At 42.0% G+C, this 22,473-nt stretch carries 26 protein-coding genes; 17 read left to right on the top strand and 9 right to left on the bottom strand.

Annotated elements, in window-relative coordinates; translation table 11 throughout:
- Positions 1 to 3: 3 nt before the first annotated feature.
- Positions 4 to 501, bottom strand: coding sequence for a GtrA family protein (locus AC1XUE_RS12435; protein WP_483356298.1), 498 nt, complete (start codon positions 499 to 501; stop codon positions 4 to 6).
- 262 nt (positions 502 to 763) lie between these two features.
- Between AC1XUE_RS12435 and AC1XUE_RS12430 the strand changes: the two genes are divergently transcribed.
- Both AC1XUE_RS12430 and AC1XUE_RS12425 read left to right on the top strand, forming a co-directional pair.
- Positions 764 to 1,282: a hypothetical protein gene (locus AC1XUE_RS12430; RefSeq protein WP_483356297.1), complete on the top strand. Its 519-nt coding sequence runs from the start codon at positions 764 to 766 to the stop codon at positions 1,280 to 1,282.
- A gap of 12 nt (positions 1,283 to 1,294) precedes the next feature.
- Complete coding sequence (locus AC1XUE_RS12425) at positions 1,295 to 1,882, top strand: hypothetical protein (protein ID WP_483356296.1); 588 nt, start codon at positions 1,295 to 1,297, stop codon at positions 1,880 to 1,882.
- Between the two features lie 52 nt (positions 1,883 to 1,934).
- On the opposite strand, the gene AC1XUE_RS12420 is transcribed toward AC1XUE_RS12425, so the two are convergent.
- From AC1XUE_RS12420 to AC1XUE_RS12410, 3 genes are all read right to left on the bottom strand, one after another.
- Positions 1,935 to 2,894 (bottom strand): SMP-30/gluconolactonase/LRE family protein, encoded by a 960-nt coding sequence (locus tag AC1XUE_RS12420; RefSeq protein WP_483356295.1) that lies wholly within the window; start codon positions 2,892 to 2,894, stop codon positions 1,935 to 1,937.
- A 106-nt stretch (positions 2,895 to 3,000) separates the two neighbouring features.
- Positions 3,001 to 4,518, bottom strand: coding sequence for an alpha-amylase family glycosyl hydrolase (locus AC1XUE_RS12415; protein ID WP_483356294.1), 1,518 nt, complete (start codon positions 4,516 to 4,518; stop codon positions 3,001 to 3,003).
- A 22-nt stretch (positions 4,519 to 4,540) separates the two neighbouring features.
- Positions 4,541 to 5,158: a Maf family nucleotide pyrophosphatase gene (locus AC1XUE_RS12410; RefSeq protein WP_483356293.1), complete on the bottom strand. Its 618-nt coding sequence runs from the start codon at positions 5,156 to 5,158 to the stop codon at positions 4,541 to 4,543.
- A gap of 182 nt (positions 5,159 to 5,340) precedes the next feature.
- Between AC1XUE_RS12410 and AC1XUE_RS12405 the strand changes: the two genes are divergently transcribed.
- Positions 5,341 to 5,817 (top strand): MarR family winged helix-turn-helix transcriptional regulator, encoded by a 477-nt coding sequence (locus tag AC1XUE_RS12405; protein ID WP_483356292.1) that lies wholly within the window; start codon positions 5,341 to 5,343, stop codon positions 5,815 to 5,817.
- A gap of 42 nt (positions 5,818 to 5,859) precedes the next feature.
- A complete protein-coding gene (locus AC1XUE_RS12400) occupies positions 5,860 to 6,474 on the top strand; it encodes a YceI family protein (protein ID WP_483356291.1) in 615 nt (204 codons plus the stop codon).
- A gap of 58 nt (positions 6,475 to 6,532) precedes the next feature.
- On the opposite strand, the gene AC1XUE_RS12395 is transcribed toward AC1XUE_RS12400, so the two are convergent.
- The gene (locus tag AC1XUE_RS12395) at positions 6,533 to 6,988 is read right to left on the bottom strand and encodes a type I restriction enzyme HsdR N-terminal domain-containing protein (RefSeq protein ID WP_483356290.1); all 456 of its coding nucleotides are present in this window, start codon (positions 6,986 to 6,988) and stop codon (positions 6,533 to 6,535) included.
- A 98-nt stretch (positions 6,989 to 7,086) separates the two neighbouring features.
- Between AC1XUE_RS12395 and AC1XUE_RS12390 the strand changes: the two genes are divergently transcribed.
- The 5 genes from AC1XUE_RS12390 (at position 7,087) to AC1XUE_RS12370 (ending at position 10,317) form a co-directional block, all read left to right on the top strand.
- The gene (locus AC1XUE_RS12390; RefSeq protein WP_483356289.1) at positions 7,087 to 7,860 is read left to right on the top strand and encodes an AMP nucleosidase; all 774 of its coding nucleotides are present in this window, start codon (positions 7,087 to 7,089) and stop codon (positions 7,858 to 7,860) included.
- Entirely contained in the window at positions 7,861 to 8,232 is a 372-nt protein-coding gene (locus tag AC1XUE_RS12385) for a globin domain-containing protein (RefSeq protein WP_483356288.1), read from the top strand. It begins immediately after the preceding gene.
- Between the two features lie 130 nt (positions 8,233 to 8,362).
- A complete protein-coding gene (locus AC1XUE_RS12380) occupies positions 8,363 to 8,515 on the top strand; it encodes a hypothetical protein (protein ID WP_483356287.1) in 153 nt (50 codons plus the stop codon).
- A gap of 97 nt (positions 8,516 to 8,612) precedes the next feature.
- Entirely contained in the window at positions 8,613 to 10,031 is a 1,419-nt protein-coding gene (locus AC1XUE_RS12375; protein WP_483356286.1) for a CCA tRNA nucleotidyltransferase, read from the top strand.
- An 85-nt stretch (positions 10,032 to 10,116) separates the two neighbouring features.
- The gene (locus tag AC1XUE_RS12370; protein WP_483356285.1) at positions 10,117 to 10,317 is read left to right on the top strand and encodes a hypothetical protein; all 201 of its coding nucleotides are present in this window, start codon (positions 10,117 to 10,119) and stop codon (positions 10,315 to 10,317) included.
- On the opposite strand, the gene AC1XUE_RS12365 is transcribed toward AC1XUE_RS12370, so the two are convergent.
- Positions 10,314 to 11,609 carry a DUF2851 family protein gene (locus AC1XUE_RS12365; protein ID WP_483356284.1) on the bottom strand — a complete coding sequence of 432 codons (1,296 nt, stop codon included), beginning with the start codon at positions 11,607 to 11,609 and terminating at the stop codon, positions 10,314 to 10,316. The genes AC1XUE_RS12370 and AC1XUE_RS12365 overlap by 4 nt on opposite strands.
- 132 nt (positions 11,610 to 11,741) lie before the next feature.
- On the opposite strand from AC1XUE_RS12365, the gene mtgA reads away from it, so the two are divergent.
- Entirely contained in the window at positions 11,742 to 12,428 is a 687-nt protein-coding gene (gene mtgA / locus AC1XUE_RS12360; RefSeq protein WP_483356283.1) for a monofunctional biosynthetic peptidoglycan transglycosylase, read from the top strand.
- A gap of 106 nt (positions 12,429 to 12,534) precedes the next feature.
- Complete coding sequence (locus AC1XUE_RS12355; RefSeq protein ID WP_483356282.1) at positions 12,535 to 13,284, top strand: SDR family NAD(P)-dependent oxidoreductase; 750 nt, start codon at positions 12,535 to 12,537, stop codon at positions 13,282 to 13,284.
- Positions 13,285 to 13,354: 70 nt separating this feature from the next.
- Here the strand turns inward: AC1XUE_RS12355 and AC1XUE_RS12350 are convergent, their stop codons facing one another.
- Both AC1XUE_RS12350 and AC1XUE_RS12345 read right to left on the bottom strand, forming a co-directional pair.
- Positions 13,355 to 14,197 (bottom strand): endonuclease/exonuclease/phosphatase family protein, encoded by an 843-nt coding sequence (locus tag AC1XUE_RS12350; protein WP_483356281.1) that lies wholly within the window; start codon positions 14,195 to 14,197, stop codon positions 13,355 to 13,357.
- A gap of 126 nt (positions 14,198 to 14,323) precedes the next feature.
- Positions 14,324 to 16,183 (bottom strand): alkaline phosphatase, encoded by a 1,860-nt coding sequence (locus tag AC1XUE_RS12345; RefSeq protein WP_483356280.1) that lies wholly within the window; start codon positions 16,181 to 16,183, stop codon positions 14,324 to 14,326.
- 360 nt (positions 16,184 to 16,543) lie between these two features.
- Here AC1XUE_RS12345 and AC1XUE_RS12340 point away from each other — a divergent pair, with 360 nt between their 5' ends.
- From AC1XUE_RS12340 to AC1XUE_RS12315, 6 genes are all read left to right on the top strand, one after another.
- Complete coding sequence (locus AC1XUE_RS12340) at positions 16,544 to 16,768, top strand: hypothetical protein (RefSeq protein ID WP_483356279.1); 225 nt, start codon at positions 16,544 to 16,546, stop codon at positions 16,766 to 16,768.
- A 74-nt stretch (positions 16,769 to 16,842) separates the two neighbouring features.
- Positions 16,843 to 17,403, top strand: a complete 561-nt coding sequence (locus tag AC1XUE_RS12335) for a 2'-5' RNA ligase family protein (protein ID WP_483356278.1) — start codon at positions 16,843 to 16,845, stop codon at positions 17,401 to 17,403.
- A gap of 75 nt (positions 17,404 to 17,478) precedes the next feature.
- On the top strand, positions 17,479 to 18,192 hold the full coding sequence (locus AC1XUE_RS12330; RefSeq protein WP_483356277.1) for an NUDIX hydrolase: 714 nt from the start codon (positions 17,479 to 17,481) through the stop codon (positions 18,190 to 18,192).
- Between the two features lie 141 nt (positions 18,193 to 18,333).
- Positions 18,334 to 20,004 carry a ribulokinase gene (locus tag AC1XUE_RS12325; protein WP_483356276.1) on the top strand — a complete coding sequence of 557 codons (1,671 nt, stop codon included), beginning with the start codon at positions 18,334 to 18,336 and terminating at the stop codon, positions 20,002 to 20,004.
- A 13-nt stretch (positions 20,005 to 20,017) separates the two neighbouring features.
- Positions 20,018 to 21,517, top strand: coding sequence for an L-arabinose isomerase (araA, locus tag AC1XUE_RS12320; protein WP_483357989.1), 1,500 nt, complete (start codon positions 20,018 to 20,020; stop codon positions 21,515 to 21,517).
- 26 nt (positions 21,518 to 21,543) lie between these two features.
- Positions 21,544 to 22,248, top strand: coding sequence for an L-ribulose-5-phosphate 4-epimerase (locus AC1XUE_RS12315; RefSeq protein ID WP_483357988.1), 705 nt, complete (start codon positions 21,544 to 21,546; stop codon positions 22,246 to 22,248).
- Here AC1XUE_RS12315 and AC1XUE_RS12310 read toward each other — a convergent pair whose 3' ends face one another.
- Positions 22,249 to 22,395 (bottom strand): hypothetical protein, encoded by a 147-nt coding sequence (locus AC1XUE_RS12310; RefSeq protein ID WP_483356275.1) that lies wholly within the window; start codon positions 22,393 to 22,395, stop codon positions 22,249 to 22,251. It abuts the gene before it with no gap.
- Positions 22,396 to 22,473: the final 78 nt, after the last annotated feature.

Below are 22,473 nucleotides of genomic sequence, written 5' to 3'. Positions count from 1 at the left end.
TAGCTAACGGATCAGGACTTTCAGGCGGTTGTAAAAACCTGTGCTTTTGAATGTAAAGGTCTTATGAAGAATGTAATTACTTATAAAGCTGAACCCCATCCCAACTGTGTAACACACCATTTCATTGAAATTGACAGTTTTCTCAGAATATGGAATAAGAAACTGATATGTTTCAAAATAATTATTGGAGATGTAATAAGCAGCGTTTGAAAATATGTAAGTTACAAATCCGGAAAAAACAGCCACCATCAGAAATTTAACCATTTCACGTCGGGTCTGATTTGTTTTGCGGGCATCGAAAGCAAAAAGTTTAGTGAGGGCAAAACCTACAATAAAGGAAGCAGCGTAAGCTGGCATGATGGACTCCTGGAATGTAAGTCCGAACCAGTCCTGAAATAAACTAGAGCAAAGTAGCTGAACTGCAGCGCCGGTACCTGCAACGAGGAAATAGGCAATTAAGTCTTTTGAATTAAAAATCTGGCTCTTTTTACCTTCCGACACTGTTTTGGAAAATTAGTATGTGACATTGTGTTTCTGGCGCAATATTAAAGATAAAATAGTACTGAAACAATTTATTAGAAATAAGTTGAGCAAGCGGGTGGCTCTGAACATTTATTGAAATGTGACGGATTTATTACGTGCGAGTCGTAAAATATCATATCGATGCTCTGACAGTTATGTTGAAATCTTTATAGGTTTGTGGCATTGAAATTGATAGTTTTTGAAACAGTATGGGGACTATCCCGACTTAAAATGATTAGTTATGAAAAAGTATTATCTGGCTTCTTTATTGATTTTTAGTGTTTTAACAGCAAGTGCCCAAACGCAGAAATGGGCTATAGGTTTCAAGTTGGGAGAGCCTACAGGTGTATCACTACGTAAATATGGAGATCGTAACGGATTGGACCTGTCAGTAGGCACTTATACGGGGTTTTTGAAAAATAAATCTACTTACAAAACTTCTAATGACGACCTGGGTGCTATTGGTGTGTCATTCAATGGAACCTATCTATGGTATGTTCCGATGTTCAACGAGAGAATGATGGCTTATGGAGGAGTGGGGGTACAGCTCAACTCACGGCGTTACTACCCTGATCGTAACGTAAAAAGTGTTCATACGACCAATATTTCCACCGGACCGTCGGCCACTGGCGGACTGGAGTTTTTCTTTGCCAGCAAGCCAACATCATTTTTTATTGAAACAGGCGCTTATGTAGAGCTTCTGCCGAAAATATTCTATTTCAATCCGAATCTGAACATAGGTTTAAGACATAACTTTTAACATACAACTCCGATGAGAAGTAAAACTTTACTTGCTGGTGTGCTTCTTACATCATTGCTTACGTATTCATGTACCGGTGTGAAAAATATGTCTGGTTCACTTAAAAAGTCGGATGGTTCGGAGACTGTGACAACTGCCAGGCATGGCAATTACCTCACCGAATCAGCAAGACAGGATTCACTCCGCATCAATTCGAGGTCTGCGGTGGGCAGTTCCACAAGCCAGGCTGGAGAATATCGAAGGAATCATGTCAATCTGAACAGTGGGAATGCGACTGATGCTACCATTCAAAAAACGGAAATGAGTGATCAGTACGGTCAACTGATTAAGCTCAATGGCGAAATGGATAAACTGGCCGATGTTGTTTTGTATGAATTAGATATTACCGAAAGGCGCTATAACAAGCTGCTTGGTGATTATAAAAGTGCTGGTGCGGAGAGCAGACAGAGCATATCAGCTGAGCTGGATCAGCTCAGCTCCAATCAAATAACACTTTATAAATCTTATGTGAGCATTTACAAGCAAGGGAAGGCGGACTGGCCTAAAGTAAAGGCTGAGGTAGATGCGACATTTCTTAAATTGAGAGGACTGGATAGGTAATACCCTGAGGAGAGCAACATCTGATTCATGATCGGATATTGTTCTCCTTTTCTTACCAACCTGCGCCTGTAACTGCAGTTTTGATTCTGCAGATGTAGCCATTTACCGTCATGTAAAGCACTGATCCGTCGCCACCCCAGGCACAATTGGAAGTTAATTCACCCATTTCAATTCTACCCAGCAACTTTCCCTTGGGCGAAAGTACCAGTAAGCCTCCGGGGCCGGAGGTCCATAAATTTCCATGCTTGTCGATCTTCAGGCCATCAGGCAGCCCTGATTTTCCTGCTTTTACCATCGCAGTTGCGTCGTATAACAATGTTCCTTTTCCAATATTTCCTTTTTCGTCAACAGGATAGGACATCCAGATGGCCTTTTCAGGATCAGATTGGGCTATGTATAGGATTTTGCCATCCGGAGAAAAGGCGAGTCCGTTTGGTCTGGTCAGATCTGCAATTTGTAATGTGGTATTCCCTTGCTGGTCAATGCGGTAAACTCCAAATTCTTTTAATTCGCGTGATGGATCATCCTGTTTTTTGGGCAGTCCGTAAGGAGGATCTGTAAAATAGTAGTTACCGTTAGCAGAATGCTGCACCACATCATTGGGGCTGTTGAATCTTTTTCCGTTATAGTTCCCACTTAGTGTAACTTTACCGCCAGTGTTTAAGGGCATTGCTGATATGCGCCTGTCGCCATGCTCACAGGAAACGAGTCTTCTCAAATTGTCGATTAATAAACCGTTACTTCCGCGTTCGTCGCTATAAGTTCCTAAACCTGTATATCCCGACGGCATTAGAAAAACCGACAACCCAGACTTTTCGTCCCACTTGTAAACTTTGTTCTCAGGTACATCGGAGAACAGTAAATGTCCTTCAGATCTGTTCCATACGGGTCCTTCTGACCATGTGAATCCGGATGCTACTACTTCCACTACTGAAGATTTTGGGAGTAATTTCTCAAATTCGGGATCTTCATAAACTACTTTTCCCATCGTGGGATATATTTTTTGAGCCATAGCGCAGGTGCTTAATGAAATAAAAAACAATGCGGTGTAGAAAGAGGAATTAATGTTCATAGTCGTTTGAAATACATCATTGCCTTTAAAAGTAAATATGTGTAGGCTACTTACTGATTCCGATTTCCGGAACCAGGATGATGGTTGACCATGCGGGTAGGGTAAATGTCTGACTAATATGCTTATCCGGGAAATTGGTAGCAAATATAACCTTGCTGAAATACTGCTCATTTTCGGGGAGTGCAACGGCAACAGCCTGGGCCGAAACATTGTGCATCACCAGAACAGGCTCTTCCGCATCGGAACGACGAAAAGCCAATAATCTTTCGTCGGATGTACTCACTTCTGCGAGATTGGGATTCAGAATTCTTGAGAGTGCGGGATAGTTTTTTTTCAGCGCAATTAACGATTTGTAGTGGGTAAAAACGGAATCGGGGTGATGTTGTTGCCGGGAAAGTGGCACCACAGTTTCTTCCGTAGAGAATACAGGATCAATCCACCTGGTTTTCTGAGGATCAGTATGCATATCTGTCCACATAAAAGGTTCTCTGATGTTCGGATCTGGTTTCATTCCCAGCATACCGATTTCTTCCCCGTAATAGATATATGCTTGACCCGGAAGCGTCAGCAATATTGATGCAGCCAGTTTCATCTTTTCAAGATTTCCACCTACAACGCTGCCGATGCGACTCTGATCATGATTGGTCAGCATGGTCGCATCTATAAATTGAGGATTGTACTTTTCAAATAAGGCATAGCTGGCCAGTAATTGGGCTGTTAAACCTTCGTTTTTCTCATTGATCAGAATCCGTTGAATAGCAAAACTCAGGTCAAAATTAAACGCAGCATTCAGGTTTTTGAAATAAGGAGCGACTTCTTCTGAGGTTGCCCAGATTTCACCAACCGTATATGTATCAGGTTTGATGTTTCTGACGAAGTAATCAAAGTACCACCAGAAATTCTGATTGTTAAATTCAACCCATGGTGGATATATATGCCGGGCAGCATCTAGCCTGAATCCGTCCACTCCGATGTCAATCAACCAGAAATAAATAATTTTTGAGAGTTCAAAGCGCAGATTTTCTGAGTCGTAATTCAGGTCAGGCATTCCTTTCCAAAACATCCCGTAAAAAAGTTCTTCGTCACCCGGGTTGTCGTGCCACGGATAGACCTCATCGGAATCCGCCGACATTTCTCTTTTTTTTATACCCATTGCTTCGATCTTTTCGGGAGACATCCACCAAAAAAATTCACGGAAAGGATTGTGACTTCCTTTGCTCGCTTCAATAAACCAGGGATGAAGCGTGCTAATATGGTTAACAATCAAATCCAGGTAGACAGCAATATTCCTTTTGCGGGCCTGAACAAGAAGTTCTGTAAAATCTGCAAGTGTACCATATTCCGGATCAATCTCGTAAAAATTGACCACATCGTATTTATGATAGCTAGGAGAAGGATGGATAGGAGTTAGCCATATCGCCTCTATACCCAGATCTGCAAGGTAATCCAGCTTTGATATAATTCCCCTTATATCACCAATTCCATCATCGTTTGAATCACAAAATGATCTGACAAATATCTCGTAACAAACCTTGGGAATCATTTCGGGATGATCTGTAATCATGCAGGGAGAATTTGGTGTCTGTTTACCTGATTAATGAATCGGATTTTGATGTAGTTAAGGTTGGGTTAAGTATGTATGGCCGGAGTATTTGGTACACCAGATGGACCGGTAGGCCCATTATTGTATAGAATGAACCTTGTATTCGCTCTACACCCACCATGCCAATCCATTCCTGAATACCGTAGGAACCTGCCTTGTCGAATGGTTTATAATGATCAATATAATAGTTAATTTCGAAATCTTCGAGTTTTTTGAATGAAACTGTTGCAATGTCGGAATAAGTAGCGATTTGGCCGTTCGCTAAAAGCGATATAGCTGTCACCACCTGATGGGTATTACCTGACAGTGATTGAAGCATGGTATATGCCTCTTCGCGATCTGCAGGCTTCCCAAGTATGCGATTTTTCAGTAAGACCACTGTGTCGGCGGTAAGGATCAGCTTATCACTACTGTCATTTCTGAATGCTTCAGCTTTCTGCTCTGCAATATGAGCAGCCACTTGTTCCGGCTCTGTATCACTTGGATATCTTTCGTCAGTTGGCCTCACCTGCACCTCAAAATCAAATCCAGCTTCCTCCAATAGTTGTTTTCGCCGGGGAGAATTAGAAGCAAGTATCAGTGATGTGTTGAGTTTAAACATAAAATATTAAAAATTTTATAAATGGTTAATGTGTTGTAAATGAATTGTTTGTGATGGTGTTGTATTGGAATAGTTAAAATCGGAGGGAAATTTTTGTTTCCAGCTGAACGATTTTGTTGCAAATAGATGTTGATACATTAAATGTACATACATGGGCATTGAATCATTTAAACGACCAGGCTATGTCTATTGAAACCGATATAAAGCAGAAAAAATTTCGAAGTGCGTTTCAGCGTCTTGCCATCAATCTTACCTATACCAGTAATTGGTTAGGGTATAAACAACTGGAGCTTTTCAAAGAGCACGATATCACTTCACAACAATATAATGTACTGAGGATTTTGAGAGGGCAGCAGTCAAATCCTATCAAGGTAAGCGATATTGCCGACAGGATGCTGGATAAGAACTCGAATACCTCCAGGCTGATCGATAAGTTGCTGGTCAAGGGATTTGCGAAAAGGACCTCATGCCCAAGTGACCGTCGTGCCGTAGATGTAGTCATAACAGAAACAGGTCTTGAGCTGCTTTCGCGGATTGATCCGATTTTGGAAGAATGGGAAAATGGCCTGAGTGCATCTATCACAGTGGAAGAAGCGGAGCTTATAAGCGGATTGCTTGACAAAATGAGAGAATCAGATTCAAACAATAAGAACCAATAAAAGTAAATAACAATCAATTCAATTTTTAAAATTAAGACTAAAATGAAATTAGTAAAAGCGTTCGTAGCATCTGTTGCCGTTGCCCTTTTTGTATCTTCAAATGTTTCTGCTGCTGACGGCGGAAAAGCAAAAGCTTCCAATTTGAAAGTGAATACTTCAAAAAGTGAGCTTACCTGGTTGGGTAAAAAAGTTGCTGGTGAGCATACAGGTAAAATCAGTCTTAAAGAAGGTACATTGACTCTTGACGGCGCAAAATTGACCGGAGGAAAGTTTGTAGCTGACCTGAACACGATCACTTGTACCGATATCGCTGATAAAGAATACAATGGTAAATTGATCGGTCACCTTAAATCTGATGACTTCTTTTCTGTTGAAAAACATCCAACTGCTACATTTGTTGTAACCAAAGCGGTTGCAAAAGGTGCCGGTGCTTATGACGTAACAGGAGATCTTACTATTAAAGGAATTACAAAGCCGGTAACTTTCCCTGTAACAGTTAAACCAACTGCAACCGGTGCCGAAGCAACTGGTAAAATGATTGTAGACCGTTCGAAATATGACATCAAATACAGCTCAAAATCATTTTTTGATAACCTGGGCGACAAAGTAATCAATGATGATTTCTCTATCGATGTGAAATTGGTTGCTAATAAATAATTCAAAGTAGTTAAGTATGACAGAATGGTTTGCCGGATAGGTGTCGGCAAACCATTTTTTATTTTTCAGGTGCCACATTTCGGTAGGCTGGAAAATCATCCATATAATGAATTTGCCCCCCGATAGCCTGAAAACAATAGTGAGAAAATCCGTTTGTCGTTGCCAGATACGTAGGTTTCAAAGTAAAATTGTATCGTCCTATCTGTGCAAGTGTAGCTTCTCCGATCTTCACGAAAGGCGCTTTACATTCTACCAAAAGAAATGGAGTTCCTTCCGGTGAGAGGATCATAATATCAGTTCGTTTAGAAAGGGTATTATACTTCATTCCTGTTTCTACAGCAAATAAGGATTTAGGATAACCATACTGGTTGATCAGAAGATGTATAAAATGCTGACGTACCCATTCCTCCGGCGTAAGCATGACGAATTTTCGGCGGATGATGTCGAAAATATAAGGTTTCCCGTTTACCTGTTTAACTTTGTGCTCAAATGCGGGAAGATTCAATGATTCCATGCACAAATATAGTGGATGGCTGCTAAATGGAATTGAATCAATAGACCGGATAATTGTCCGGGTGATACTGCATCAGAAACTTTACCATTTGTATACACATGACTACAAAAGAACAAATTGTTGAAAACTGGCTGCCAAGGTATACTGGTACGCCGGTGGAAGAATTTGGAAGTTATATTTTGCTTACCAACTTTGTAAATTATGTTAACATGTTTGCAGAGAAGTTTAATGTTGAGGTGAAAGGGCAGGGGCGTGCCATGCAAACAGCCACTGCACATGACATTACCATCATTAATTTTGGTATGGGAAGTCCAATGGCAGCAACTGTCATGGATTTGCTATCCGCAATTAGTCCTAAAGCGGTTCTTTTTTTGGGTAAATGCGGAGGCTTAAAGAAAACACAGATCGGAGATCTGATTCTTCCTATTGCGGCCATCAGAGGTGAGGGTACAGGGGATGACTATATGCCTGCTGAGATTCCTGCACTCCCTTCATTCCGTTTGCAGAGTACGGTTTCGGCTAGTATTGCGAAGCATAAAATGGACTACTGGACGGGTACAGTCTATACGACCAACAGAAGGATATGGGAGCATGACGACACCTTTAAGGAATATCTCCGTCAGATCAGAGCCATGGCGATAGATATGGAAACGGCTACCATTTTTATCGTTGGTTTTGCCAATTCCATTCCTCACGGAGCATTGCTGCTTGTTTCTGATAATCCACTTGTGCCGGAAGGGGTAAAAACAGAAGAAAGTGATAAAAAGGTAACAAATGATTATGTTAAAACACATTTGGAAATTGGGATTGAAGCTCTTACTGAACTTCGGAAGTCAGGGGAATCAGTGAAGCACCTTCGTTTTGAATCATAGATGGAACATATATCACTTTACGAAAGAATTGGCGGAGAAAAAACGCTCCGGTTGCTTACAGACCGTTTTTATGATCTGGTTTTTGAACATGATCTGATTTCCAGATTGTTTAAAAGCGACAAAGAAGAGATTAAGGAAAAACAGCGACTATTTCTCACCCAGTTTTTAGGCGGGCCTCAGCTTTACTCTGACCAGCACGGACATCCAATGATGCGCGCACGGCACATGCCACACACGATTACTGAGGATGATGCAGTGGCCTGGTTGCAATGCATGTCTGCTGCTATAGGAGAATTACCTATAGAAAAATCTTTAAAAGACGAGTTGTTCGACCGATTCCCGAGAACGGCATTTTTTATGGTGAACAGCTAATAATTATCCGGGGTGACAATTCAATTCGTCCCGGGTAGAAAATTCATCCGTTTTAGTGATCTTAAGTGACAAATAAGACGTATGTCGCTTTAATGTGATATTTTTGTCATAAAATATAATATTAAATGCCATGATGGATGATTTTATCGTTTACTTTCTCCGCGGTATGATGGGATTGATATGGATTGTAGCGGCTATCCTTACAGCCATTCTTCTCGCTCCGTTTCAGATATTACTGATGATATCTTCCCATATATGGCAACCTCAAAATATCAGATATTAAGGCATTTTCGTAGCTTAAACCTTCTGCTGACGTATTTTTACGAACACTTGATGGTTTTACAATTCCGTAGAGGTTAAGAAATGTATACCTTTGCGGAATGAATTTTAAAGAGCAGTTAACACAATATCCTATACTGGAAGTTGTAGCGCAGGCCGCGTCACGGCTTGGTATTGATGTTTATATAATCGGAGGCTTTGTACGTGACCTGATACTAAAACGTGGTAGTAAGGATATTGATATTGTAGCTGTTGGTAGTGGAATTGAGCTTGCTGAGCTGGTTGCGTCCGAACTGGGCCCCGCTGTTCATGTCAGTATTTATAAGACTTTCGGAACTGCACAGATCAAGCAGGGGGAGCTGGAGGTGGAATTTGTGGGTGCCAGAAAAGAATCCTATACGGCTGATTCGCGAAAACCGGCTGTAGAAGATGGAACACTCCAGGATGACCAGAACCGGCGTGATTTTACTATTAATGCGATGGGGATCAGCCTTAATAAAAACACATTCGGAAATCTGATTGATCCTTTTGAAGGAGTGAAGAGTCTACGTAAAAGGATTATCCGCACTCCGTTAGCTCCGGACATCACTTTCTCGGACGATCCCCTGCGTATGATGCGCGCCATACGCTTTGCTTCACAGCTTAACTTTGACATCGAGCCGGATACCTTTGATGCTATCATTGCAATGAAAGATCGCATCAACATCGTGTCAATGGAAAGAATTTCTGATGAGCTTAATAAAATAATACTTTCTCCAACTCCTTCATACGGTTTTAAACTTCTTTATCATGCCGGCCTCCTTTCTATTATATTTCCTGAACTCGTAGAACTTCAGGGGGTTGAAACCAAGGATGGAAAGGGGCATAAGGACAACTTCTATCACACCCTGCAGGTTCTTGATAATGTTTCGGAGCACACAGATGACTTATGGCTTCGCTGGGCCGCTATTTTGCATGATATTGCCAAACCTGCTACAAAGAGATTTGACAAGAAAGTAGGTTGGTCATTTCACAATCATGAAGAAATCGGAGCCAGAATGGTGCCATCGATTTTCAGAAGGATGAAATTGCCTTTGAATGAAAAGATGAAGTTTGTTAAAAAACTTGTCAGGCTTCACCTCAGACCTATTGTATTGTCGAAAGAGACAATAACAGATTCTGCAATGCGCCGTCTGCTCGTAGAGGCAGGAGAAGATATAGAAGCATTGATGAAGTTGTGCCGCGCTGATATTACGTCTAAAAATCCGGAGAAAGTCAAGCGGTTTCTCCATAACTTCGATATCGTAGAACAAAAGCTCAAAGATCTGGAAGAGCGCGATGCCCTTCGCAATTTCCAGCCTGTGATCACCGGAGAAATCATCATCGAAGCCTTCGGCCTGAAACCGTCCAGAGAGGTGGGTGTAATTAAAGAAATGATCCGGGAGGCAATATTGGAGGGGATTGTCCCCAATGAATATGAACCGGCTTATGCACTGATGATTGAAGAAGGTAAGAAAATGGGTCTGGTTCCGGTAATTTGATGTATTTCGATTTGAACCTCATTGTTCGGAGAGCTCCGATTGCGTACTTTTGCAGCCTAAAATTAACCGGACATATTTATCCCTCATGGAAGCTACACGTTTCAGACGTTTTTTTGGTGCTCTTCTTACATTGCTTGGCATAGCGGTTCTGCTGTTTGCATGCGTCGCTTTTTTATCCGATAAACCCGTATTGGGTTTGACAGTAAGCAAATGGGAGTCTGTTGTTCCTTTTCTAGTGGGCTCTGTATTTCTGCTTACCGGCGTTAATCTGGTCGGTCGTTCCTAGTTTTTTCGGACGAGATCGAGGCCTACGGCGCAACTCAAACACTGCTTTTCTTTACATAACATATTGTATTGCTGAATAAGGGCCTGTGAGTCTGCTGCAGTTTTACTGGGCATTCCCAATGCGGCCCATTCTCTGACAATGTGATTGTTCTCGGAAGGGATGTTGGATAGCCATTCAAGGGCTTTGTCAAAAAGCTCCTGCTTTTGCCTTTGGAGGGCAAAAGCGGCCAGAAGCGGTATTACAGCATTGATAATCAGTAAATTTCCTGCATCTTTTCCCATAAAAGGTACTGGTTTTTCCGATTTGCTGTGAAATGTATAATGAAATTGCCAGTATACCGATTGTTTAAGATTAAATATCTGATGTAGTTCATTCATGCTGTTACATTTTAGCAAATCGTTGAATATACTAGCTGTATTGAAGATTAAAGCGGAGAGTTGTGCCAGCCTGACTGTGGGGAATCCTGATGGGCGAAGTCGCATAAATTTCCATTCGTGTGGTTGAATCTGCGTCAAATGATATTTAGCCGATAAGAAGTGGTATTCCCGTTGAAGGGCGGAAATATAGGGATCTGCTTCTTCTAAACTCTTGGTTTCACAGTGCGGCGGAATTAAACCGGCACAGCCGAAAAAAAGTGCTTCGATCTGAAGGAGATTGTTTCTATGCTTGAGTAGAACTTTAAGAGGTAGTATCTGGCTGAGTCTGAAAAATATGGGATCATTAAGCTTAAACCCAAAGTGTTTTGTAAGCCATTGATAGCAGGTTTGCCCCCAATCCTGATGATTTTCCTCTGCCAATGTTGTCACTTGTGCGGCTTTGGATTCTATGCGGCTTAATAAAGCCCGGTCGAGCATATTCATTTTATGAATTGTGTCAACTCCGGAAAACAACTTTGAACATGCTATAGTCTGGTCTTCATCGAGCAGACTCCTGTATCGCTCCAATACGGATAATTTAACCAGCCCCTTAAGTGATAATGTGGGTATCAGTGAGCCCTCTTCATGTTTTATCGGCATATCATTTTCCCATACAACATGAAGTACCACACTCTTATAGGCAGGATCATCATGATGCCGATGCTTCAACCAATGAGAAGACTGTGTGTGAATTTCTATGGTTCCAGCCCATTCAATACCATCTATAGTGATACGAGCACCGGAAAAGTCAGGGCCGGAGTGCGCATTTTTTAAACCTGGACGAAGAATAGTGAGAGGGAATCCTTCATCGGTTCGTAGATTAGAGCGCTCAAAGTACTGATAGCGCCATATAAAACTGAGTATTTCTTCATTCATAGTACCTGAGACTGAGTAAGAAGAAAAAATTGGACAGATATTGCTAAATTATTCTTTGCCTAAACCTGATTAGTTTCAGTTCTTTGTACGCTGTTTTAAGCTTTTAGTATCTGTTAGGAAGAAAAATTATTTATGCTCCGCCTTTTATCGTTTGTTGCGTTAAGAATCTTTATACTGTTTTTCGGAATTTCTATTGTCTGGGTGATTATTCTCAAATTTTTACCGGTCTGGTTTACGCCCTATATGATGTCTTGTAAAATTGATGCATTTAAGGCGGATCAGGATACTGAAATACATCACGACTGGGAGCCTTATGAGAATATTTCGAAGGAGGTAGCACTGGCTGTAGTTGCCTCTGAAGATCAGAATTTTCCAAATCACTGGGGTTTCGATTTCAATGAGATTTACGATGCGATGACCGAGGACCGTAAACGTGCGCGAGGAGCCAGTACTATATCTCAGCAGGTGGCTAAAAATGTGTTTCTTTGGCACGGCCGTAGTTTTATACGTAAGGGTCTGGAAGCTTATTTTACTGTGCTTATTGAAATAGTCTGGGGCAAGCAGCGTATTCTGGAGGTATACCTTAATGTGGCTGAAATGGGAGAGATGACATTCGGCGTGGAGGCGGCTTCGCTTCGTTACTATAATAAGTCAGCGAAAAATCTGGGAAGGGCTGAGGCAGCACGTATTGCAGCTGTGCTGCCCAATCCAATCCGGTTCTCAATTAAAAATCCTTCACCTTACATTGTTAGGCGTACCGGTCAGATATCCAGGCAAATGCGTGCCTTAGGAGGGCAAAAATACATAGCAGACTTATAACCAGGGCTTGCAACGTCATGTAAACAGCTGACCTGCATCATTTACTGACATCTCTAATGTTAGCAATTTACATCCACGATTATTGTTCACTTAAACAGAATTGATCATGGGAATACTGGAAGGAAAGGTTGCAATTGTAACAGGCGCCGGGTCGGGCATAGGTAGGAGCGTTGCCATCGTCTATGCACGTGAAGGTGCGAAAGTAGTTGTTTCTGATATTGATGAAAAACAAGGTGAGGAAACCGTAGCATTGATACTCGCTTCGGGAGGGGAAGCCTTCTTCGTAAAAGCAGATTCCGCCATAGCGGATGATCATGAAAAGCTCGTTGTCAAAACCGTAGACAAATATGGTTCACTCCATATTGCTTGCAATAATGCGGGCATTGGAGGTCCGGCAGCGCCAATAGGAGAGTATCCCATTGCAGGTTGGGACAAGGTTATAGCTGTCAATCTGTCTGGCGTTTTTTATGGGATGCGTTACCAGATCCCGGCTATGGTGGATTCAGGTGAAGGTGCGATCGTGAATATGGCTTCTATATTAGGAAGTGTAGGGTTTGCCAATAGTGCTGCTTATGTAGCTGCAAAACATGGCGTCGTGGGTATGACCAAAAACGTCGCATTGGAGTATGGAACGAAGAATATTCGTGCCAATTCAGTTGGTCCGGCATTTATAGCTACACCCTTGCTCAAAGATTTTGATCAGGATACTTTACAATTTCTTGAATCCAAGCATCCTGTCGGACGGCTTGGACGGCCGGAGGAAGTAGCGGAGCTGGTATTGTTTCTAAGTTCGGAGAAAGCGTCTTTTATCACAGGGGCCTACTATCCTGTTGATGGCGGATACCTGGCGCAATAGCAGGTTGTATATAAAAAAGATCCGTAAGCAGTACATCGTTTACGGATCTTTTTATTTTGTAAGCTGTCAATTATTTGATTTGTGCTTTGATCACAACCGGCTGGTGATCGGAAGGATAACGCTGTTGTTTTGCATCAGTCAAAACGCCATATTTAAGTACATCTACGTTCTTGCTTGTGAATATATAATCTATGCGGCTTTCCATCGGAGCATCAAATTTGAAGGCGTTAAACGTACCTTCAGGGCCATATGGCGGTTGCTTTGTGGTCTGGTGGGCGTCAGCTAAAAGCGTCTGAATGGTTTTGATCTGCTCAGTGTCAGGTGTGGAGTTAAAATCTCCGGTCAGAAATGTGGTTGAGTTTCCAGCTATTTCCTTGATTTTTTTTACCATCAAAACGCCAGACTGTTTTCGTGCTTCTACCCCCTGATGATCAAAATGCACGTTAAAGAAGTAAAAGTCTTTTTTTGTCTGAAGGTCTGTGAATTTGCCCCAACTGCAAATCCTGTTGCAGCAGGTAGCATCCCATCCTTTACCGGGTTTCTCTGGCGTTTCGCTTAACCAGAAATCTCCGGAATTCAACAATTTAAAACGGTCCTTTTTATAGAAAATGGCTGAGTGTTCGCCACCTTCTTTCCCATCGTCACGGCCTTTGCCGAAATAGCTAAATTCAGGTAGTTCCGCTACATCTCTGAGTTGCCCTGCTAATGCTTCCTGCACACCAAATATGTCAAATTCGTGGTATCTGATCAGGGCTTTTACATTTTCTTTTCTGTTAGGCCATGCGTTCACACCATCACCTTGGTTATTATATCTGAGGTTGTAGCTCGCCACGTTGATCGTAGCATTCTTCTGAGCAACTGCCGTTTGTACAACTCCGCAGGTCAGGATGAGGTAAAAAAGTATTCTTTTCATACAGGTTTAAGGAAATTTAATGATACGTAAAAGTAAGAGTAGACCGTGGATTTACTTCAATTAGCTTGTAAGAAGAATCCCTGATAGCGATTCTTGAAGTCTGATATATTGATTAATAGTTAATTGTCAAGGGTTTGTTATACTACTTTTTTTTTCTTCATGATTATAAAGATGCATGATGCGGAGAACTTTCTCAAAAATAGCAGTATTTTCATACGTTCCGCGGAAGTCAAGGGAGTGTGGACCGTAGGCAAAAACAGGCACCATCACAGCTGTATGGTCGTTGGTGCTGAAATGTCCGTCAACATATCCGGAGTTGAAATTTCCATCTAAAAGGGTAAGTCCACCGGTTTCATGGTCAGCGGTAACAATGACCAGCGTTTCCCCGTTCGAATCGGCAAAGCGGACTGCCTCTCCAACCAATTGATCAAAATCCTGCATTTCAGATGCGACGTACGCTATATCGTTGGCATGTCCGCCATAGTCTATCTGAGCTCCCTCTGCCATCACAAACATGCCTGTTTGATTTTTGCTCAGTGTGGTGATCGTTTTCGTGAGGGCATCGGTCAGAAAGTTGCCACGCCCCTTTAATATTGAACCTGTTTTACTATCATCTAAAAGAATAAACGGTGCTTTTAAATTGGCAAGATCGTCCCATTTCGTAGATATTTGATAGCCCTTTGCTATCAGAGAGTCAATGGTTTTAATTTTTTGGAAGTGATCTATACCTCCACCGATCAGTATTTCTACGGGTGATTTCAGGAAGTCGCCGGCGATATCTGTCTCAAAACTTCTATCGGGTTGGTGTGCATAGAATGCGGCAGGAGTTGCATCTGTGACGCTACCTGCCGATATCAGGGCTGAACGAACACCCAATGGTCTTAGCTTTTCGGGCAGATTCGCTATTGCCAACAAATTGCTATCTACACCTATAGCCCGATTTCTGGTTTTTTTGCCGCTGGCCATTGCTGTTGCGCCTGCAGCGGAATCGGTGATGTAACTGTCAGATGCAGCTGTTTTTGAAAAACCGATATTTAAAAATTGAGTCAGATTAAGCTCTCCCCGATTTGCTGTAAGCCCTGCGTGAATCTGAGTTAAGCCCATTCCGTCGCCAATCAAAAGTATTACATTTTTAACCCTGGAGCGGTTGTCATTATGCAGATAGGTGGGCTTATAAGGTATATGGAAATCTTTGGCTTGATATGCAGCATGATTTCTATTTTTAAGATAATTTCCAAGTTCTTCAACGCGATCCGTATTCAGGTAATCCACTCCGTAATTGGAAAGCATCTTCCATGCATTAATGTGATCCGGAGTCGCCCACAATCTGAGTTTTTTACCTTTCCGGTGTGTTTCTGCAACTAATTTCTCAATGGAATCCTTTTCTTTCTTTGTTGGAATTCCTTTACCATTCCAACGGGAATAGGTATAAAATCCCTGGCTGATCAAACCCACACGGGCAAGCTGGCTTGTGGTGTATTCAATTTCAGGACGGCCATCGAAAAAAATGTAATCAGGATACTTATCAAAATCATCTGGCTCGGGCATGTTACCGCTAATTACAATTTTAACAGATCCACGGGGGAAAAGTAGTTGTTTGTAAGGATCAAGCTCGCGAATCAGAACAGGCAAGGTTTCCTTTGCAGGTGTTTTAAGATCAATCAGTACTTGTAGCTGACTTTCTTTTTCAGGGTAAATAAACCCACCATTTTTTATAGTTTGGGATATAATCGGTTTCAGGTACAACGCTGAAAATGTTCTTTCCGGGCTGATTCCATGTATGTCGTGCGCTGTAAACAATGTATCATTTTTATGGATAATATCAGCCTCAATCGATCCGAAATTCTGATAGTATGCCCTCCAGAATGGTATATTCTGCTCGTAGTCATTATGCGAATGCGCCTCGGGCTTAGGATTGTCGACTTGCTGGGAAAAGGATGGCAGATATGCGGTAAGTAAAACAAACAAAAAGGATATAAGTCTCATGAACAATTGGATTACAACCTGAACAAAGGTTTTGATCGAACCCGTACGGTTGCTGGATTCTTGAATAAGTGTAGCGATTCGAGTGCAAAACTGGTGGAGAAATTCGATAATGACAGCAATTGAAGATTAAGTATTTGTTAAACTTCTCTTAATGGTACTATTGGTATAAATAATGATATGTATGCTGAATCCGACTATTGCAAATGCATTTTGATTGTGCGCCAGCGGGTTAATAGGTATAACTGATCTACACTTGTAACCGTTTAATAATTTTTTTACAAAAAAATAGTATAATTAGATATGGCAATGTTAGCTCTATTGTAACTTGGAGGCAATTAACATTGTATACCTCTATCACATATGAATTTTTTTCTCGTAACAACGGGCCCCTTTGCCAAATACCAGAATGGTGCTTCTTTTATACTGTGGACCGAAGAATCTATGCTACCTGCTGAAATTGCAAAAAAGCAGTTTGAGCATCTTTATGACGTGTGCGGCGTGAAGGTATTGTCCATCAAGAAGGTGGCGAAAGAAGAAGCCAATAAGCTCCGTGCAAGATTTATCGCATTTGGACCATGCATGTGATTAGAGCTTTAAAGTAAGGTTGTTTAGATGATGAAGCGTTTATATCAGTACCATTCCAACCACCGGCTATCAGAATGACCCATGCAACTAACTTATACTTCATAGCTATTGTTTTACCAGATCATGTGAGCAATCGGGTTATATCCGTTCAGCAGTATATCGCTGGTAAATTCGAAAGCTCCAGGTCTCTGCGTGTGGTACCGCATATCACCCTTAAAGCTCCATTCAAATTGGAGCATACCAGGCACTCCGAATTACTTTCGTGGTTTGCAGGTCTGGATATCAGTGTACAATCATATGATCAGGGATTGTGTAATTTCGGAGCATTTGCGAATAAAAAAAGTCCCGTAATCTATATAAAGCCTGCGGATATAGAGCAACTGTATACACTACAGAAACAGATCCTGACACAATTTGAACAGGCATTTCCGGATCAGTCCGCAAGCTTTACGGAGAGGAATTTTTCTCCTCACATCACAGTCGCTTACCGTGATCTAAGCCCGGCATTGTTCAGGGAGGCCTGGGAGGAATTCAGTCAATATGAATTTATCGACCATTTTGAAGTTCAGGCTTTTCACTTGTTGCAGCACAATGGTAGGCAGTGGATGGAAATAGCCACCCATGCGATGGGATGAAAATTGTGGTCGTATATAATTGCCCCTTATATTTGCCGATACAATGCTGCATGTTTTGTCAATAATAAGATTTTTATGACCAGTTATCCCAATGCCTCAGGTATCATCGTAGCGCTTGACTGTATTATTTTTGGTTTCGATGGAAAGGATATCAAACTTTTACTGATTAAGAGAAACTTTGAGCCGGAAAGTGGAAATTGGTCTTTAATGGGTGGTTTTTTAGAATTAGAAGAAAACCTGGAAGATGGTGCAAGTCGTATTCTGCGTAATTTAACTGGTCTTAAAGATATTTATGCAGAACAGTTGGGGGTATATGGAAATGTGGGTCGCGATCCTGTGGCCAGAACTGTATCAGTTGTTTTTTTTGCACTTATCAATATTGATGATCAGGATAAGGATGCTGTCAGAAATCACAATGCATCATGGATCGCTCTCGATAGACTTCCATCATTGATTTTTGATCACAATGATATGGTCAATCAGGCAATTGAACACCTTCGTTATAAAGCTGCAATGCATCCGCTTGGTTTTGAACTTCTTCCCGAACAGTTTACCATTCCGCAACTTCAGAAATTGTATGAAGCTATCTATAATACACCGATCGACCGTCGAAACTTCAGCAGGAAACTTTTATCAACTGGCTTGCTGATTGATACGGGGATGAAAAACACCCATTCGGCTACCAAAAAAGCTACGTTGTACAAGCTCGACACAGTAAGGTATAAGAAAAAGTTTAATTCTTTCTGGAATTTCATGCCAGAATCCAGGGAAAGTTTGATGCGTAACTGAAGTAGACCTTTGGTATGTACTGAATTTAAATTTCCTGCAAATTTAAATGTGTCATAAGTACACTATGTATAGATATGTTTATATTTGTCCGATGATTAATTAAAAATGTAAATTCAGTTATTCCCTTATCAGATTTTGATCATGCAGGATAAATATGTAATAGGTATTGACTTTGGTACTGATTCTGTACGTGCAGTTGTAATAAATGCCAATACAGGAGAAATAGCCGGAACTGCAGTCAGTGAATATCCCCGCTGGAAAAAAGGATTGTATTGTAATGCTTCGATGTCTCAATTCCGTCAGCACCCGCTCGACTATACTGAGAGTATGGAGGCTTCGGTAAAGGCGGCGCTTGCTCAGGTCCCTGACACGGTCGTACAGCATATTAAAGGCATATCTGTTGATACAACGGGTTCAACACCTGTAGCCGTGGACCGAACGGGAACTCCGCTTGCGTTACTGCCAGAATTTGAGACCAATCCCAATGGTATGTTCATTCTTTGGAAAGACCATACCGCAAACGCGGAAGCAGAAGAGATCAACGAACTATCACGCCGCTGGCATATTGACTACACACAGTTTGTAGGTGGTGTTTATTCTTCAGAGTGGTTTTGGTCAAAGATATTACGCACACTGCGTATAGATGACGCGGTTAGGGAAAGTGCATTTTCCTGGGTGGAGCATTGTGACTGGATATCAGGGGAATTAGCTGGTAATACGGATCCTCTGTTAATGAAGCGTTCCCGATGCGCTGCAGGACATAAAGCATTATGGCATGAGGATTTTGACGGATTACCATCGGACGAGTTCTTCAAAGAGCTTGACCCATTATTAACCAGTTTAAGAGGCAGGCTGTATCACGATACCTATACTTCGGATCAAGCGGTTGGAACAATAGCTCCTAAATGGGCCGAAAAGCTTGGACTTCCTTCGGACGTAACAATTGGTGTGGGTGCGTTTGATGCGCATATGGGAGCAGTCGGTGCATTGGCAGAACCCTACGCCTTGTGTAAAGTAATTGGGACATCTACCTGTGATATGCTGGTCGCACCTAATCATGAAGTGGGGCATCTGCTCGTTAAAGGAATTTGTGGGCAGGTGGATGGTTCAATTGTGCCGGGGATGCTGGGCATGGAAGCGGGGCAGTCTGCCTTTGGAGATGTATATGCTTGGTTTGCTAAATTAATAATTGAGCCGGTTAAAATGCTTCTTGGGGAAGAACAAGCTCAGATTCTGGCTGATCAGTTGATTCCTCATCTGGCCCAACAAGCTGCATTATTACCTGTTACCGACAAAGATCTGCTCGCCGTGGATTGGCTCAATGGCCGACGGACCCCTGATGCCAATCACACTTTAAAAGGTGCATTGATCGGGCTTAATCTGGCAACAAACGGACCAGCTGTTTTCAAAGCACTGGTGGAAGCCACTGCTTTTGGCTCAAAAAGTATAGTTGAAAGATTCAGAGCCGAAGGGGTTCCTGTTCATGAGGTCATTGCTATCGGCGGCGTAGCCAAAAAGTCTCCTTTTGTAATGCAAACTTTGGCAGATGTGCTTAATATGCCCATCAAGGTAGCAGTATCTGAACAGGCTTGTGCATTGGGAGCAGCGATGTTTGCTTCTGTAGCCTGCGGGATATATCCATCTCTGACGGAAGCACAGCGCGCCATGAATTCCGGTTTTGATGCGGTTTATCATCCTAGACCCGAGACCGTAAGTATTTATGAGAAGTTGTATAGCAAATACCAGAAGGCCGGAGATTTTATTGAAAATGAATTTTTAAGAGAAACCCCAATTTCATTACAGGTAGATTAATTGTTTACATATGATACTTGATTTAAAACAGTTTGAGATCTGGTTTGTTACTGGTAGCCAGGATTTATACGGAGAAGAAACGCTTCGTCAGGTTGATGAACATTCCAGAGAAATCAGTCGGTATTTCGATAATTCGAAGCATGTTCCAGTCAGGGTTGTATTTAAGCCCGTTGTAAAATCTTCTGATGAGATTTACCAGGTGATTCAGCAAGCCAATACCACAGAAAATTGTATTGGTATAGTGGCATGGATGCACACTTTCTCTCCGGCAAAAATGTGGATTCGTGGTTTGCATGTATTGCAAAAGCCACTTCTTCATCTGCACACACAATACAACCGCGATATTCCATGGAATGAAATAGATATGGATTTTATGAATCTGAATCAGTCGGCACATGGCGATAGAGAATTCGGTTTCATGATGACCAGAATGAGATTAAACAGGAAAGTGCTTGTTGGACACTGGAAACAGGATCATATTGAACAGGGACTTGGGCAATGGGCGCGTGTCGCCGTTGGAAAGTATGATCTGAACGGTGCTAAATTTGCCAGATTTGGCGATAATATGCGTGAAGTCGCGGTTACGGACGGTGATAAGGTAGCTGCCGAAATGGCTTTCGGCTTTTCTGTCAATACTTATGCGGTCGGAGATCTTGTTGCTGTAATCAATGAGGTGAGCGATGAGGAAACAGAAAGACTGGTACAGGAATATAATGACACTTACAACCTTACAGCCTCGTTGCAAAAGAACGGAGACAAAAGATCATCCCTGTATGATGCGGCTAAAATTGAGCTGGGAATGAGGCAGTTTTTAAAACATGGTGGTTTCAAAGGATACACCAATACGTTTGAAGATTTGCATGGAATGAAACAATTACCAGGAATTGCCTCGCAAAGGCTAATGGCATCCGGATATGGTTATGCCGGAGAAGGTGATTGGAAAACGGCAGCCATGGTGAGGGCTCTTAAAGTGATGGGTTCCGGGCTGGAAGGTGGAAACTCTTTTATGGAAGACTATACCTACCATTTTAATCCGGAGAATGATCTGGTACTGGGATCACACATGCTTGAGATCTGTCCCACAATAGCATCTGCCCGTCCCTCATGTGAAATTCATCCTTTAGGAATCGGTGGCAAAGAAGATCCTGTCAGACTGGTATTTAATTCGGCAGCAGGGCCTGCTATGAATGTCTCTCTTATAGACATGGGCAACAGGTTCAGGTTATTGGTAAATGGGGTGGAAGCAGTAGAGGCTGAACATGCGCTGCCAAAACTACCGGTTGCGCGTGTACTATGGAAGCCAGCTCCAGATCTGCGTACGGCATGCGCCGCGTGGATTTATGCGGGCGGGGCCCATCACACGGTGTATAGTCAGAATTTAAATGCGGAACATATGGAAATGTTTGCAGAAATGTTTGATGTAGAACTGGTTGTGATAGACCAAGATACCAGATTGCGACAGTTTAAAAATGAGCTGCGCTGGGCTGAAACTCATTATGGACGTAAAATTTAATACCCTTTAGCTAAACTATTATCATGATGTCGCAATTCAGATATTTAAAGGAAATGGTATATGAGGCTAATATGGAAATACCTAAGGAGCAGCTTGCGATCGTCACTTTTGGCAATGTGAGTGGTATTGACAGGCAGCTTGGTGTGGTAGCTATCAAACCAAGTGGGGTACCTTATCATCGTCTCAAAGCAGAAGATATAGTCGTGGTCGATTTGGATAATCAGTTGGTGGAAGGGAATATGCGACCATCTTCTGATACTAAAACGCATACTTTGCTATATAAGAGTTTTCCGGAAATAGGAGGCGTATGCCATACGCATTCCACTTATGCAGTGGCGTGGTCACAGGCGATGAAGTCGATTCCTAATTTAGGAACAACGCATGCTGATCACCTGACTCAGCCGGTACCTGTAACCGCAGTCATGTCCGATGAGATGATCCAACGAGATTATGAAATGGAAACGGGTCATCAGATCCTGGATCTTTTTAAAAAGGAAAATCTAAGTGCACAGGAAGTAGAAATGGTTCTGGTAGCATGTCACGGACCATTTACCTGGGGTAAAGATCCTGCCAAAGCCGTGTATAACGCTATAGTCTTAGAAGAGATTGCAAAGATGGCATTCCTTACCCTTCAGATCAGTGCTGATACGCCCTCCATCAAGCAAAGTCTGATTGATAAGCACTACTTTCGAAAACACGGGAAAGACGCGTATTATGGGCAAGGTTGTTAATCAACTCTTTTTATCCCGCCTGGAAGCAAGGTTTCTGAACTGCTGCAGCGCTTCCTGGCGGGAAATTTTATTTTGATTGGACTTAACCTCGTCTATTGCCTCTTTCGAAAAGCGTCCTTTCAAAAAATTTAATACTGCGAAAATCATAATGGCCTGTGATTGATATTTAAAACATTCAATTGGTCGTCAAAAATAACAAAAGTCACCGGCTATTAGTCATTACTC

Source organism: Dyadobacter sp. HNCC25DJ187 (assembly GCF_056895255.1).
This window is presented reverse-complemented; position numbering and strand designations above follow the sequence as displayed.

Excerpts from the sequence above, each read along its gene's own strand:
- AC1XUE_RS12370 (WP_483356285.1), top strand. The coding sequence starts at position 10,117 with ATGGAAGCTACACGTTTCAGACGTTTTTTTGGTGCTCTTCTTACATTG.
- AC1XUE_RS12315 (WP_483357988.1), top strand. The coding sequence starts at position 21,544 with ATGTCGCAATTCAGATATTTAAAGGAAATGGTATATGAGGCTAATATG.
- AC1XUE_RS12375 (WP_483356286.1), top strand. The coding sequence starts at position 8,613 with ATGAATTTTAAAGAGCAGTTAACACAATATCCTATACTGGAAGTTGTA.
- AC1XUE_RS12380 (WP_483356287.1), top strand. The coding sequence starts at position 8,363 with ATGATGGATGATTTTATCGTTTACTTTCTCCGCGGTATGATGGGATTG.
- AC1XUE_RS12390 (WP_483356289.1), top strand. The coding sequence starts at position 7,087 with ATGACTACAAAAGAACAAATTGTTGAAAACTGGCTGCCAAGGTATACT.
- AC1XUE_RS12325 (WP_483356276.1), top strand. The coding sequence starts at position 18,334 with ATGCAGGATAAATATGTAATAGGTATTGACTTTGGTACTGATTCTGTA.
- AC1XUE_RS12365 (WP_483356284.1), bottom strand. The coding sequence starts at position 11,609 with ATGAATGAAGAAATACTCAGTTTTATATGGCGCTATCAGTACTTTGAG.
- AC1XUE_RS12385 (WP_483356288.1), top strand. The coding sequence starts at position 7,861 with ATGGAACATATATCACTTTACGAAAGAATTGGCGGAGAAAAAACGCTC.
- AC1XUE_RS12340 (WP_483356279.1), top strand. The coding sequence starts at position 16,544 with ATGAATTTTTTTCTCGTAACAACGGGCCCCTTTGCCAAATACCAGAAT.
- AC1XUE_RS12355 (WP_483356282.1), top strand. The coding sequence starts at position 12,535 with ATGGGAATACTGGAAGGAAAGGTTGCAATTGTAACAGGCGCCGGGTCG.
- AC1XUE_RS12410 (WP_483356293.1), bottom strand. The coding sequence starts at position 5,158 with ATGTTTAAACTCAACACATCACTGATACTTGCTTCTAATTCTCCCCGG.
- AC1XUE_RS12395 (WP_483356290.1), bottom strand. The coding sequence starts at position 6,988 with ATGGAATCATTGAATCTTCCCGCATTTGAGCACAAAGTTAAACAGGTA.
- AC1XUE_RS12420 (WP_483356295.1), bottom strand. The coding sequence starts at position 2,894 with ATGGCTCAAAAAATATATCCCACGATGGGAAAAGTAGTTTATGAAGAT.
- AC1XUE_RS12425 (WP_483356296.1), top strand. The coding sequence starts at position 1,295 with ATGAGAAGTAAAACTTTACTTGCTGGTGTGCTTCTTACATCATTGCTT.
- AC1XUE_RS12335 (WP_483356278.1), top strand. The coding sequence starts at position 16,843 with ATGACCCATGCAACTAACTTATACTTCATAGCTATTGTTTTACCAGAT.
- AC1XUE_RS12430 (WP_483356297.1), top strand. The coding sequence starts at position 764 with ATGAAAAAGTATTATCTGGCTTCTTTATTGATTTTTAGTGTTTTAACA.
- mtgA (WP_483356283.1), top strand. The coding sequence starts at position 11,742 with ATGCTCCGCCTTTTATCGTTTGTTGCGTTAAGAATCTTTATACTGTTT.
- AC1XUE_RS12405 (WP_483356292.1), top strand. The coding sequence starts at position 5,341 with ATGTCTATTGAAACCGATATAAAGCAGAAAAAATTTCGAAGTGCGTTT.
- AC1XUE_RS12400 (WP_483356291.1), top strand. The coding sequence starts at position 5,860 with ATGAAATTAGTAAAAGCGTTCGTAGCATCTGTTGCCGTTGCCCTTTTT.
- AC1XUE_RS12350 (WP_483356281.1), bottom strand. The coding sequence starts at position 14,197 with ATGAAAAGAATACTTTTTTACCTCATCCTGACCTGCGGAGTTGTACAA.
- AC1XUE_RS12415 (WP_483356294.1), bottom strand. The coding sequence starts at position 4,518 with ATGATTACAGATCATCCCGAAATGATTCCCAAGGTTTGTTACGAGATA.
- AC1XUE_RS12345 (WP_483356280.1), bottom strand. The coding sequence starts at position 16,183 with ATGAGACTTATATCCTTTTTGTTTGTTTTACTTACCGCATATCTGCCA.
- AC1XUE_RS12330 (WP_483356277.1), top strand. The coding sequence starts at position 17,479 with ATGACCAGTTATCCCAATGCCTCAGGTATCATCGTAGCGCTTGACTGT.
- AC1XUE_RS12310 (WP_483356275.1), bottom strand. The coding sequence starts at position 22,395 with ATGATTTTCGCAGTATTAAATTTTTTGAAAGGACGCTTTTCGAAAGAG.